Consider the following 13,664-nt stretch of genomic DNA (forward strand, 5'->3'; position numbering starts at 1 on the left):
GTCTCCTCCTCTAAAAACCGTCAAGCGGCACCGTTACCGTGGCCAGGGTCCCACCGGCAGCCTTGCCCACGATGGAAAAGGCCCCGCCCAAATGTTCTATTTTCTGCCTTACGTTCAAAAGCCCGAAGCCCCCTTCTCTGGTAGCACCCTTTGCGACCGCGTCCCCATTCAGCCCGATGCCGTCGTCGTCCACCTGGACCACGAGGAAGCCGTTGGAGCGCAGGACCGCCACGCGGCACTGCATGGTCCCGGCATGCTTGGCGACGTTGAGCATCAGCTCCCTGACCGCCTGGAACACCGTCGAGCGGATCTCGTAGCGCAGGGGCTTCTCCTTGCCGTCATCGCTGAATTCGACCTGCAACCCGAAGTCGGCGTAGAGTTCCTCGCCCAGCCAGCGCAGCGCAGCTTCGAGCCCGGCGCTCGCCAGAAGCGGGGGTCTCAGTTGGAAGGTGAGCGACCTGATGTCCTGCAGGGTCTGCTCGATTAGCCCCCCGATCCCGTCGGCCTCGGACTCGCACTCCCCAGTCGGCACGCTGCTCGCGAGGGCGTCGAGCTTGATCTTCGCCAGGATGAGCCGCTGCCCCACTTGGTCGTGCAGCTCGCTTGCGATCCGGTCGCGCTCCCGTTCCTCGGCCATGGCGAGATCGAGCGCCATATCCTGGAGTTTTTGCTGTTGGGTGAGGAGTTCGACCTCGATCTTCTTCCTGATCTTTATCTCTTGCAGCAGGTGTTTGTTGGTGAGCTGCAGTTTCGCGGTGCGCTGATGCACCTCTTCCTCGAGCTGCTGGCGCGCCCCGGCCATCACCTCTTCGGCCGCTTTGCGTTCCGTAATGTCCAGCACGACCCCCATAAGACCGGTCACCTCCCCTCCCGTGGAGAGAATCGGCTGGTAGTTGGCCAGCCAGTGGCGCGGCTGCTTTTGGGAAGCATCTGCCCTTCCGTGCAACTCGACGTTCCGGATACACTCGCCACCCTCAAGCACCGGCCGCCAGATTTCCTTGAGCTGGGTGGTGATCTCCGGCGCGAGCACCTCGTCGATGGTGCGCCCCACGTGCTCGCAGATGCTCTTGCAGTTCATCTCCGCCAGGCGCTCGTTAAGGCGCAGGAACCTGAGGTCCCGGTCCACGACGAAAAGGCCGACCGGGGTGTGCGTGTAGACGTTGGCCAGTTCCTGCAACTGCATCCGGTAGCGCTGCTCGCTGTCGTGCAGCGCCTTGGTGTAGTCCTGCACCTGCTGCGTCACGTTGTTGAAGACCCGGCTCATCTCGGCCAGCTCGTCGGTCCCCTCCGCCGAGATGCGGTGGTCCAGGTTCCCCGCGGCGACCTGGTCGGCGGCCTCCTTGACCGCCATCATGCGGCGGTGCAGCACGGCGTTCAGATAAATGGAATTCACAATGGTCCCGAGCGCCATAAGGAACACCAGCACCAGGGTCAGGGTGATCATCCGGTTCGTCGCCTGCTCGAACCTCTCGCGTGCCGACTTCTGCAGGCTCACCGCTTCCTGCTGCAGCGCCGAATCCTTGAGCATGATCTGACTGTACAGACGGCTCGCGAACTCGTCGTGGTGCACGTAGGCAGGATCTACCCCGGCAACCCCGCGCATCCGCTCTACAAGGCGCTGCGATATGAGCTGCGATTCAGCCAGTTCGCGCATCACCCGTTCCAGCGCCTCACGCGACGGCCGGTCGCCGAACTCCGTATGCCCCACACCTGCCAGGTGCGCGGTCTTCTCCGTGAGCGAGAACCACTGCAGCCTCGCCCGCTCTACACCGTACAGGAAGTACTCATCGCGCAGCGTGGCACGCTGGAACACCACCGATTGGATACGGTCGGCCAGGGCGTGCTTCTCCCCGGCCAGGTGCAGCTCTCTGCTCGTCCACGCAAGCAGAGAGGCCACGATCAGCAACAGCGTGAGGGACAGGAGCGCGCTTACTTTGAGCCTGCGGGCAAAGGTCACGGTCTTAGCACCTGCGGGTCCACGGCTTCCGGTTTCACCGACAGCAGCGGGCGCGGATCAATGACTTCCAGGAAGTTCGGCATCCTGACGTTGCGCGCCAGGCGGTGCTTCGCCGCCCAGCGGGTTTCCTCCTCGAGAGCCAGGAGCAGGGCGTGGTCCAGGGCGACGGTGCACGAGCCTTCCTCCCACAATTCGGCAACCAGTGCCGGTGGAAGCTTGAGGTCCGCAAAGACGATCGCCTGAGCCTCCTGCGGGTGACGCAACGCGAACTCTTCGGCCCGGAGCAGGGCACGCAACATGCGCCGCATCGCCTCCTGGTTGCCGTTCACAAACGAGGCGTGCCCTGCAATAACGAAGGTTTCCGTATAGATGTGAGGGTCGTTCAACACCACCCCGTCGGCCCCCATCCTCTCGGCGATGATCTTGCCGGTGGGGTCCCAGGTGGAAACTGCGTCCACCCTCCCAGAAAGAAGGGCTTCCTGCATCTGTTCCGGCGGCAAGTCAACCAGCCTCACCTCATCCATGGCCAAGTGGTTGGCGGTCAGGAAAGAGGAGAGAAATATGTGGGAGGTGGTTCCCTGCGTGAAGGCGATGCGCTTGTTCTTCAAATCTCCGGGGGCGGAGATGCCGCTTTTCCTGCGTGCGACGATGCCGTTTTTCTTGTTCGAGGTATAGATGCTGCCGATCACGGAGAGTTTCTGCCCACCAAGAACGGCAAACATGAGCGGAGTTTCGGCGACGGTGGCGAGGTCGGCCTTCCCATCCAGCACCGCCTGCAACGCCGCCTTGCCGTAGCCGCAAGGCTGCACTTGGACGGCGAGCCCCGCATCTTTGAAGAACCCCTTGGCAGCGGCAAGCTGCACCAGCGAACAATCGTGCAAGTTGGCCCAAGCGAGGCGCAAGGGAATGGGCGGGCCGGCTTCTTGCGCACGCTGACCTTTGCAACCTGAAACTAGCAGACACAGTATCAGTATCAGCGCAACTCTCAGTATCCACTCCTCATGATCGGCGCATGCTTACACGGCTGCAGGGAGGTCGCTCCGTTCTTTCACAGGACGCGGCCGCAATGTGTCTGCACGGCCTTATCCATGTCAAAGCCCGGCAAAGTACCGGTGAATAATATGACGAGTAGCTAACAAAGTGCAATTAATTTTAGCACTCCCCGCACCAAATACAGCAAATTGCATAAAATAGCGCCGCAGAATGAAAAAAGGGCAGGCCAAGGCCTGCCCTTCTCTTTGGTGTTGCCGGTATCAAAGCATGTTCTCATAAACTTTGACAGTCGACCGTCACTTTGTCGTTTTGGAAGCCTTCCCCCCCTTGGCGAACTTCGCGAAACGCGTCGGCAGCTTGGCAAGCGACGCCCGGTCCGGGTACTTCTTAAGCCCGGCGGCCACCCGCGCCAGGCGCTCGTCCAGCGGCGGGTGGGTCGAGAACCAGGAGCCGTTCTTCGTCGCGGTCGCCTCCTGGCGCTTGAGCTTTTCCAGCACTGTCGTCATGGCGGAGGGATCGTAGCCGGTCCGGTAGGTGGTCTCCAGGGCCGCCTGGTCCGCCTCGAACTCCATCCCCTGGTCGAGACCCTTGTCGAAGAGGGTCGACTGCATGTCGCCGATCATCGACTCGAACTGCTGCCCCTTGCTCCCCTTCATGGTCGCGGCGGTGATGCTCGCCGCCCCCTGCAGGAACTGGGCGCGCCGGATGCTTTTCAGGGCGTGCTTCTCCGCCACATGCCCCACCTCGTGGGCGAGGACCGCGGCAAGCTCCGCCTCGTTGTCCAAGATGTTCAAAAGGCCTCGGCTGATGAAGACGATGCCGCCGGGGGCGGCGAAGGCATTTTGCACCGGGCTGTCCAGCACCACGAAACGGTACGGGATGGTGGAGCGGCGGCTGTTGCGCGCCACGGCGTTGCCGACCAGGTTCACGTATTTCTGCAACGCCTCGTTGTTCACCGGCTTGCCGAAGCGCTGCATGCTGTCAAGCGCAAGGCTCTCGCCGACGGTGCACTCGGTCTGGTAGGTCATCTCCTGCGACGAGGAGAGCACCTGGGTAGCACCGGAGAGGATTTTCCCCTCCTTGGACTCGGGGTTCATCAGGTTGTTCAGCTTGTCCTGCCATCCGGCGTGGGCCGGTAGCGCGGCGAGGCAGGAGAGAGCCGCAAGGGAAACGATCAGTCTTTTCATGGGCATCCTCCTTTAGCGGGCGTACTCGCCGATTTTTCCTTCCTTGAGGAAGGTCTTAACTTCTTTGTCGGAAACCTTGCGGGCGAGGATCCGGTCCAGCTCCTTCTTGAGCCCTTCCGGCGTACCGTGCTGTTTCGCGTATGCGGCAGTCTCCGGGGAAAGGCCGCGGATGCTGCGGGCGCTGTCCGACTTCGCCGTGTTGATCTGGCTTTGCTGCATGGTGCCACCTAAAAGGCCGTCGCCTCCCCCCACCTCGGCGACCGGTGCCGCGTCGGCGACCCGCCCCGCGTAAACCCACCCTTCCTTGCCGTCGGCGGTTTGCACCTTGAGCCAACGCCCCCCGTCCTCGACCAGGGTGAGCTCAGCCCCCACCGGCAGGTCCGCCAGGTTCGCAGCACTTACCGACTGCTCGCTCTTCAACGTGGTCCCTTCGCTTACCACCCAGCGCTTCTCGGCGCCGAACGCCGTGGCCGCCGCCAGCATCAAGAGGGCGGCGAAAACCGTTTTCTTCATGGTCACCTCCGTTATGGCCGGAATGGCTCCGGCGCTTCGTTACTTGTAATCACCCGTTAGTACGAACGCCCCCCAGTAGCCGGGGTGCGGGTAGCGCTTTCTCACGTGCTGCATGGCGAGACCGAGCGCCTGCGCCTTGTCGGTGCCGGCGTAGTCCCGGTAGAACTGCTTCATCAGGATGGCGCTCGATACGTCGGAAACGCGCCACAGGCTCGAGACCAGGGCGTGGGTCCCGGCGAAGATGAAGGCGCGGTTCATGCCGATCACGTCGTCGCCGCTCTTCACGTCGCCCAGGCCGGTCTGGCAGGCGGAGAGGACCACGAGGTCCGCCTTGATGTCGAGCCCGAACACCTCCTCGGCCTGCAGCCTGCCATCGTTTCCAGCGTCCTTGGCGAGCCTGATCGAGGAGAAGAGCGGGTTCACCGGGTCGAACTCGCCGTGCGAGGCGAGGTGAATGATACCGAACCGTGAGATATTCTCACGCACCCAACTCTCGGTGGCGCGCTCGCGGGTCAGCATGGTCACGTCGGCGTAGTTCCAGCGCAGCGTCCCGGCCTCCTTCTCGGCAAACGGGAGGTCGAGTGAGGCGTTCCCCAGGTCGGGGTTGCCGATGGCTAAGATGCGCAGGTTCTTCGCCGCCTGGCGCCGGGCCAGGGTGTTGCGGTACACCGAGGCGGCCGGGAGATGGAACAGGTTATGCCGGTCCACCAGGTAATCGCGCCCGTCGTAGAGGGTCGCGAAGGAGAGGTAGTGGAGGCTGCCGTGCGGCACGATCCCGACCGTGTTCCCCTGCGCCACGCCGGACAGGGGGGCGGAGAGGAGCAGCCGGTAGAGTTCCCGGGAGTTCTCCTCCAAGGGCTCCAGGTTCTGCAGCATGCGCCGGTAGGTGGCGATCTTCCCGGAAAGCTCGGCGGCCGGGACCGGGAGGACGAAGAGGCGGCTTCCCTCCCGCTCCAGACGCCAGCACAGGAGCCGGTCCGGGAGCTGGTAGTAGGAGAGCAGGGTCACCCCCGGCTCCAAGAGCGAGCGCACCTCCGGCACGGTGACCGGCGCCACCTTGACGAGCGACAACAGTTCCGGTCGGCGCCGTTCTATGTCGATCAGAAGGTCATGGTAGGAGCCGCGCAGCCGCTCGAGTGCCGCCTGGTACATGGCGCGCTCCGCCGGGTTCGCCGCCTGCTGCGCCAACTGCTCCTGCTCGACGATCTGCTCGCGCAGCCGGTTCTGACGCTCGTAGAGATCGCGGTCGGCGCCGCCGGCAAGCGAGAGGCGCTGGCGACCGAGGATGTCGATCAGGTTCCTGGCGCGGGAGCGCTCGGCGACGGCGAAGGCCTCATCGTCGCGCCCCATTTCCACCAGGAGTCCGACCAGCCCCTGGTAAACGTCCATCTTGTCGGCGAGGAAGCCGTCCTTCAGCTGGTCCAGTTTGATCTCGGCACGGAGCTCCTCGATGGTGGCTAGCGCGTCGCGGTAGGAGGAGACGGCACCTTCCCGGTCCCCGGCACCCTCTTTCAGACGGGCGAGCCCCAGAAGGGCGCGCCAGCGCACCTCGCGCAGCAGCATGAGGTCGGCGAGCTCGAGCGCCTTCTTGTAGCTCCCCTGCGCCTCGCCTTTCATACCGCTTTTGGCCCGGGCGTCCCCGAGGGAGAGGTGGATCTTCGCCTGGTTCACCCGGTCGCCGGTGCCGTCGGCAAGCGTCGCCGCTTCGTCGAGGAGCTTCAGCGCCCCGGCAGGGTCTCCCATCCGGAGGCGGGTTTGTCCCAGGTTTCTCAGGTCATAGGCGATGGCCCAGCGCGAGCCTAGGACGCGGTCGATGGCAAGCGCCTCACCAAGAGTCTGAAGCGCCCCCTGGTAGTCTCCCGACTCGCGCCGCACGAGCCCTATGTTGTTCAGCGTGGTCGCCCTCTCGTCCCGGCGCGCCTCCAACTTGCCGGTGAGATCCAGCGCCTGTTTGAGTTCCACAAGCGCCCGCCTTGAGTCCCCCAGGGTCCACCAGATGAGGCCGCCGGTGTTCTTCGCCATCACCTCTTCCAGGGGCCAGTTTTCCCTCTGCGCGGCCCGCTCCACCTGTTCACGCATATCGAAGGCGTCCTGGTAGCGCCCCTGGAACCAGGCGTTGTTCCCCTGCTCCAAGACGATCCTCATACGGGTCTTGAGCGCGGCGTCACCCACCTTTGCGAGCGCCTCGCGGTAGAGGAGGTCCGCATCCGCGAAGTTCCCGAGCAGGCGACGGCAGCGCCCCCGCTCCAGGATGGTCTCGGCTTCCAGCGCCCGGTTGCCGTTTTTCGCGTAGAGTTCCTGGGCCTTCGCGTAGTAGCGCTCGGCGGCGGCGAACTGGTTCAGGCGCAGGTCGAGGATACGCCCGAGGTTCCGGTACTGGTCGGCCAGGTTCAGTTCGTCCTTCAACTGGGCGTTCAGCCCCGCGGCCTCCTCGAAAAGCGAACGGGCCGCCGGGTAGTCCACCGCGTTCTCCATCACCGCGCCGAAATCGGAGAGCGCCGCGGCCTGTTCTTTCGCCAGCCCCAGTTCGGCGAAGATGGAGACACCCTCCTTGAGCGATGCGGCTGCCTCGGAGAAGCGCTCCAGGCGTCCCTGCAGAAGACCCAGCCTGAAGAGCGCATCGGCGTGCTCGGCGGAGTACGGCTTTTCCTTCGCCAGGCGTTTCACCAGGGCATCCGCGTGTAGGACGGCGCGTTCGGTGAGCCCGGCGCCGAAGGCGCTCTCACGCGCATGGCGGTGCAGGGGAGCGCGCTGTTTGGCAAGCTCCGGGGTCGCGTCCGCCACGACGAGCGCGTTGTCGAAAAGCGCCAGGGCCTGCGCGTAGCGCCCCTCGTTGTGCGCCGTCACCGCGCGCTTCACCACGTCGTTGAACTGCTTCTTGGCGAGCTGCGCGCTCTCGGCGGCGTTGCCACCCCAGTCGCCGATCAGGAGCCAACCCGGAGGGAGTTCACGCCGCGCCGTGGCGAGCGAGGCGTCCGCGTAGCTTTTCGCGAAGGGGGAGAGATCGGCACCGCTCCCTTCGGAAAGAAGCAGGCTCGGCACCCCGGCGAGCGAAGCGAGCTGCCCGAGATAATAGGCTTCGTCCCTCCCCCCGCGCGGAGCGACTATCAGCGAGACCGACTCGCCCGCAGCCAGCGCGAGAAGGTCGCGGCGCGCCCCAGTGGCGTCCTCGAAGAGGGGATCGAGCCCCCCTCCCCCGCCGGGACGGGCGGGTACCGTCGGGAGAAGCCCTGCGGCGCCGGGGAGGGTCAGTGTGTGGGCGTCGGGCAGCCGCTCCGGCAACCCGTCGGGAGGAAGCTTTGTGAAGGGGGGAAGCGACGGCCATACCCCGGCCGGGTCGAGCACCTGCGTCCTGAGCGGCCTGCGCTGCTCTATGCTCTGCAAGAGCTGGCTGGCACTCACCCCCCAGGTGAGGACGCGAGCGTCGGCGAAGGCGCCGGGCTCCTCGTAGATGGCGACGAGCGCAGGATCGTTCAGGCGCGAGGCGGCTGCGGCGCGCGTCACGGTTTCGGCGCGGACACCATCCTTGCCACCCAAGGTGAAGAGGAGGAAGCGGTCGCCGGGAAGCGCCACCAGGCGGAGCACGCTCCGGCCCGGGAGCCGTTCCAGGACGTCGATCGCCTCGGCGGGCTGCGGTGTGAGCGCCCGACAAAGACGCGGCGCCTTTCCGGAGGCGCACCCCTTGCGGAAGGAGGCGAGGCGGGCCCGGAAGCCCTCTTCCTTCTCGCCCCCCGGAAGGGCTGCCGCCGAGGCGGCGAGACGCAGGGCGGCGGGACCAGCCGCGGCGTAGTAAGGGGGAAGTAGCCCCAACTCCTTGCCGAGCATGGCGTCGAGAACCGCCTGTTCCTGCTCGGCGCGCAGCTTAAGGTACGCGGGGTCCGCCGGCGCCGGGCCAGCAAGCTCGGCGCGAACCCGGTCCAGCTCGAAGAGGTGCGGTGCGGCCCTTTGCAGGAGGGCGAGCACGGCGGGGTCGTCCATGCCGAGGAGGCTTTTCCCGAGAATCTGGACCCGCTCCAGCTCGGAGAGGCGCTCAACGAGGGCGAAGCCCTGTTCCGGGTCCTTCGCGGTCAGCGCCTCGATGCGGGGGGCGAAGCGCTCAGTGAGCTCGCCTAAGTGCAGGTCGTATTGCGTGGGGGGGAGCCGGTCGAGGAGTTTCAGCGCCTCGTCGAAGTCGCCAAGTCCCGCGAGCGCACGCCAGGCCATGGCACCGTTACCGGCGGTGCGCGCCTCGGCGAGAGCATCGCGGTAACCGGCAGCCGCCGCGTCAGGGAGGCCGAGCGAGGAGAGCGCCGCCGCACGGTTCAGGCTCGCCGCGAGGCCCAAGGTGCTATTCGCCGAAGAACCGGCTTCCCCCTTCGCGGGTGAACCCGCTACGGGGGACAAGACGGGGGACACGGGGGACGGCGACAGCCGCAGCACGCGGTCCCACATCCCGATGGCGCGGTAGACGAGGGCCTGACGGCTGCCGTCATCGGGACGGCCGGAGGCGAGACGTGCCAGGAGGGCGGCGGAGTCGTTGCCGTAGCGCGCCAAAGCATCGGCGGGAAGGGCGCCGCGGTAGGAGTCGGCAAGGGCGGAGACGCGGGCCTGCGCCGCCAGGAACTCGGCCACTGTCTCCGGCGCGGCGTCGGCCGGGATGAGCATCCCCCAGTTCACCAGGTTCAACATGGCGCCGACAGCGTTGCTGCTTCGAAGCGCGATCTCGGTCCCTTTCCGGAAACCTTCCGCGGCCCCGGCGCGGTCGCCGCGCGCGTAGTCGAGCTGGGCGGCACGGTGGCTCAGGAGCCCGACGCCAAAGAGGTCCCCCTCGGTGAGCTGATCGACCCGAACGGGGTAGCGGCCGAGAAGCTCCTTGAAGAGCCGCGCCGCAGCTTGGTTATCGCCAAGCTCGGAGGCGATGCGGGCGAGATAGCTCTGCGCGAGACGCCGCTCCTGCTCGGTAGAGAAACCGAAGGCGGCCTCGGTGGCGTCACCCTTGTTCAGGGCGACGTCGGCGCCCACCTTGATCAGCCCGCCGCCTCGCTTCGGCGCCGCTTTCTTCGCAGAGGGGTAGCGGTCCAGTAGCGTCAGCACCTCGTTGAAGCCGTCCCGGGCGAGGTCGAGGAGCTGACGCCTGTCGCCGCCCGAGGCGCTCTCGGCCTGGCGGTAGAGAGCGATGCTCGCGGAACGGCGGTTCGCGGCCAGGTTCGCCGTCCTGCCCAGGTCGCGGTTCAGGCGGTAGGCGACATCGAATCGCTCCGCCGCCTCCTTGAAGCGCTCGGCGTCGAAGAGCGCAAGCCCCAGCCGATCGCTTAGTTTCGCCTGCGTCTCCACCAGGCGCGGCACGGCGGCGAGCTCGCGTTCCACGGCGGCCGCCATGGCAGTAAGTTCCAGAACGTACTTCTCCCCCTGCGGGGTACCGGCGCCGGCTGCGGCGACCAACTCCTTTTCACGGGAGAGCAGCTTTTTCAACGCCTCCTCGAAGCGCTCCCACGCGGGGGACGGCGGAGGCTCCACGCGCTCCGCGCCGAGAAATTCCAGTTCCGCGTTGATCTCGCGCTGCCGGGCAAGCAAATGCTCCCGCTCAGGAGAGAGCTTTTCCCCGGCGAAGAGACGCTCGTTCGCCCGGCGCGTCAGGCGGCCGAACTGCTCGAGCGCCCGCGCCGGATCGAGCCGAGACTGGGCAAGGGAAAGCGCACGGCCGTACCCTTCGATGGCAGCGTCCTTCTCACCCACCTGGAACGCGGCCGCGGCGTAGCGCTCGTGGAAGAGAAGCTCGGTCTCCGGGTTGTCGAAGGGTACCTTGGAGCCTAAGCGCTGGCGGTAGAAGCTCCATGCCGTTGCGTTCCTCCCGAGCAAGAAGGCGACGTTGCCAATGTTCAAGGAGAGGTTGGCGGCGTTCTCCGGGTTCACCTCGGGACGGTTCAAAAGCTTCGCCCTTCGGTAGAGGTTCAGGGCGCGCTCGAGCCCTCCCGCCTCTCCTTGCACCGTCTCGAGCACCTCTGCGATGTAGCCGCGGGTCTGGAAGGGGTACTCGGAGCCGGGAAGGCGCTCGGCGGAGCGCGCGATGAGACGGTCTCCCTCCTTGAGCGCATCCTTGCCGGGGAGGTAGGTGAGGCAGAGCCCGGCAGCGTAGAGGAGCACCGGGTCGTCCGGGTACTTCTTCAGCATCTCTCGGTAGAGCGCCAGGAGCTCCGGGGCCTGCCCCTGGGCGGCGACCGACTTCACGTAACCGCGGTGTGCCTCGAGGCTGCGCCCATCGTAGCGGATCAGGTCGAGGAAGGCGGCGCGGGCCGCGGCGATCTCGCCCAGGCGGTACAGGCTCTCCCCGGCGGCGAGGCTCTTTCTGATGTAGGCGGCACGGGCCAACTGGTAGAGCGGCGCGTCCTCGGGGTGCAGCGCCATTTCCTTCTCGTACAGGGCGGTCGCCTCGCCGAAGCGTTCCTCGCGATACAGGATCTCGGCGAGCGCGAAACGGGCCGCCGCCGTCGGCGTCGCAAGCGGCGGGAACTGCTCCAGCACGGTGCGGTAGGCGTCCTTCGCACGCACCCAGTCGCCGCCGCGGTAGGCAAGATCGCCGCTTCGGTTCCAGGCGCCCATGGCGAGGCGCGGCAGGGTGGTGCGGTACTGCTCGGCCAAGGCCGCCAGACGCTCACGCGGCTCGGTCGAACCCGCGGTCAGCTGGTCCAGGATGCCGGCAATGGCCGCCTCGGCCCAGCGCTCCTGCCGGTCGTAACGCTTGGCCACTTCGACGAGCGCGGCAACTGACCCCTCCCCTCCCTCGATTGCCGAGAGGAGACGGGCGCGGCGGTAGGCAGCTTCCCCCCGGAGCGCCTCGTCCACGGCGGGGTCGGCGGCGGCCTTTTCGAGGAGTGCTATGGCGGCCAACTGGTCCCCCGCGCCGGAGCCATACTCGGCCTGCAGGCGCGCGGCATCGATGAGCGCCCGCGCCGCAGCGTCGCGCCCCTTGTTCCCGGCCGCGGCGACCATCTCACGCTGCGCCTCGGCGATCACCTCGCTGCGCCTCCCGGCCACTACGACCTCCTCGCAGCGCAGGGCGGCCCGCAGCCGCACCCCTGCCACCTGCGCGAGAGCGGCCTCGGCCGGGAACGCGGCGTAGCGACGCGACGCCTCGTGGTAGCGCTCCAGGGCGCCCGGATAATCCTTCGCCTCTTCCATGAGCCCGGCAAGCGCCAGCGAGGCGAGCGCTCCCTCGCGGGTGGGCTTATCCTCCCGCGCCAGGACGCGCAAGAGGGCGAGCCTTGCCGTCGCCGGATCGGCGGGCTGGCGCTCGAGGATCAGGCGCGCGAGGTCCCACTGGGAGGCGAGGTCGGGCCGGTCCGGGATTTCGCCGGAAAGGGGAAGCGACACCACCTGTCCCCCGGCTGCCCCTCCGGCGACGAAGAGCACGGAGTCAGGGGCGGGAACCGGCGCAACGGTGGAGAGAAGGCCCGAGGTGAGGGGGAAGGCGGCGGGGAGCCCCCCCTCACCGGCACGCTTTAGTTGCAGCCGGAAGACGGCGCCCCCTTCCGGTCCGGTGGCGGAGTCCCCGGCGGGAGGGGCGAAGCGGGTGAAGAGGATGGTGTCGTCGTCCTGCCAGGCGGGGTAGAGGTCGCGCTCCCCCCCGGCGGTGAGCGGGCTCAGGCGCCGGGCGCGCAGGTCCCAGAGCCAGAGGTCGCCGCCGGGGTCCTTTTCCCGCGAGACGAAGGCTAGGCGCCCGCCGTCCGGCGAGGGGACCGCGAAGGCGGCGTCGATGCCTATGGGGATGGTCTCCCCCCTGCCGGAGGTGAGGTCGAAGCGGACGATCTCGCGGCGCCCGGAACCGGGGAGCTCACGCTGGTAGAAGAGAACGTTCCCGTCCCTTGCGAAGGAGGGGGCGTCCTCGCCGGCGTCGTTACCGGTCAGGCGCACCGGTTCGGCGTCCGGCCGGGTGAGGTCCAGAAGCCAGACGTCCCCCTTCAGGTCGTCGCGCTCGTCGGTGAAGGCAAGCCGGGTCGCGCCGGCGTCGAAGGCGGGGGCGGCTAAGCGCACCGGGCTCTTGCGCAGAAGGCGCGGCAGCTTTTCCGTGGCGCCGGCCGGGTGCAACCAGAGCTCGTACCCCGCGTCACCTTTTTCCACCGTCGCCATCCACTTGCCGTCCAGGGAACGCGTGGCATAGAGCACCGACTGCGGCGTGTAGAGCGCGGCGGCAGGCGCCGTTTCCGGCCGCGAACGCGGAGCCGGGCGGGGTGCCGCGGGGGCTAAGAGTTCCTCACCGAGCGGCACCGCTTCCGCGACGCCCGCGGCAAGGAGCGAGGCTAAGGCCAGGAAGAGGGCTGTTTTTCTTGCCGACGCCTTCATCGGGCGCCCCACGCCCCGTCGTCCTGCTGCACCCTGGTCCCCGGTGCGCTGTTCTGACGGTTGATCCGGGCGAAGACCTTGCGGATCGCCGGGAGGTCGCCCGCGGTGAAGTTCTCGTTGGTGCGCACCACCCGGTTCATCAGCAACTCGCGGGAGCGGTTCACCTCGCCGACCACCTGGCGGAACTCACCCTCGCTGTAGCGCGCCGCGAACGCCTTCAGGTCGGCGGGGGCCTTTTCCGGAACCTCGCGTGCGAAGGGGGTCAGCGTCCCATCCAAGTTCTCCCCTACCCAGCCGAGCCGCTTAAGGGTGTCCACGTCATCGGCGTGGAAGGCGATGGTTTCCAGGGCCTGCGCCGCCTCCTGCTGTTCCGGGGAGTGTTTCGGGGGCGTTTCCACCTTCCCGGTCGGCGAGACACCGCGCACCGAGGCGACGAGCAGCACGTCATCGGAGAGGGCGTTGTAGGTACCGAGCACCTGGTTCTCCAGCGAGGTCCGCTCGCTCACCACGTTCACGTCGACTTTGGCGAGGGTGCAGCCGGAAGCAAGAAGAAGGGCGAGGGCAAGTCCGATGGACAATTGACGATGGACAATTGACAACGAGAAGACGCCCCTCCCCCTTTGGGGGCGGGGATGCCACGGCGACTTGTTCGAAAGCAGCGAAGGTTTCAACGTAGAACGTAGATCGCAGAACGT

The 13,664-nt window shown here is 66.9% G+C and carries 6 protein-coding genes; all 6 read right to left on the bottom strand.

What is annotated here, in order from left to right; translation table 11 throughout:
• Positions 1-10: 10 nt before the first annotated feature.
• Positions 11-1,957, bottom strand: a complete 1,947-nt coding sequence (locus E8L22_RS02850) for a sensor histidine kinase (RefSeq protein WP_136515700.1) — start codon at positions 1,955-1,957, stop codon at positions 11-13.
• The gene (locus E8L22_RS02855; RefSeq protein WP_136523752.1) at positions 1,954-2,949 is read right to left on the bottom strand and encodes an ABC transporter substrate-binding protein; all 996 of its coding nucleotides are present in this window, start codon (positions 2,947-2,949) and stop codon (positions 1,954-1,956) included. The genes E8L22_RS02850 and E8L22_RS02855 overlap by 4 nt, the downstream gene beginning before the upstream one ends.
• A gap of 297 nt (positions 2,950-3,246) precedes the next feature.
• Positions 3,247-4,137 carry a M48 family metalloprotease gene (locus tag E8L22_RS02860; protein WP_136523753.1) on the bottom strand — a complete coding sequence of 297 codons (891 nt, stop codon included), beginning with the start codon at positions 4,135-4,137 and terminating at the stop codon, positions 3,247-3,249.
• Between the two features lie 12 nt (positions 4,138-4,149).
• Positions 4,150-4,650, bottom strand: coding sequence for an SH3 domain-containing protein (locus E8L22_RS02865; RefSeq protein ID WP_136523754.1), 501 nt, complete (start codon positions 4,648-4,650; stop codon positions 4,150-4,152).
• A 39-nt stretch (positions 4,651-4,689) separates the two neighbouring features.
• A complete protein-coding gene (locus E8L22_RS02870; protein ID WP_136523755.1) occupies positions 4,690-12,969 on the bottom strand; it encodes a CHAT domain-containing protein in 8,280 nt (2,759 codons plus the stop codon).
• Positions 12,966-13,568, bottom strand: coding sequence for a DUF1318 domain-containing protein (locus E8L22_RS02875; RefSeq protein WP_246044530.1), 603 nt, complete (start codon positions 13,566-13,568; stop codon positions 12,966-12,968). The genes E8L22_RS02870 and E8L22_RS02875 overlap by 4 nt, the downstream gene beginning before the upstream one ends.
• Positions 13,569-13,664: the final 96 nt, after the last annotated feature.

Source organism: Geomonas ferrireducens (assembly GCF_004917065.1).
Classification (GTDB): domain Bacteria; phylum Desulfobacterota; class Desulfuromonadia; order Geobacterales; family Geobacteraceae; genus Geomonas; species Geomonas ferrireducens.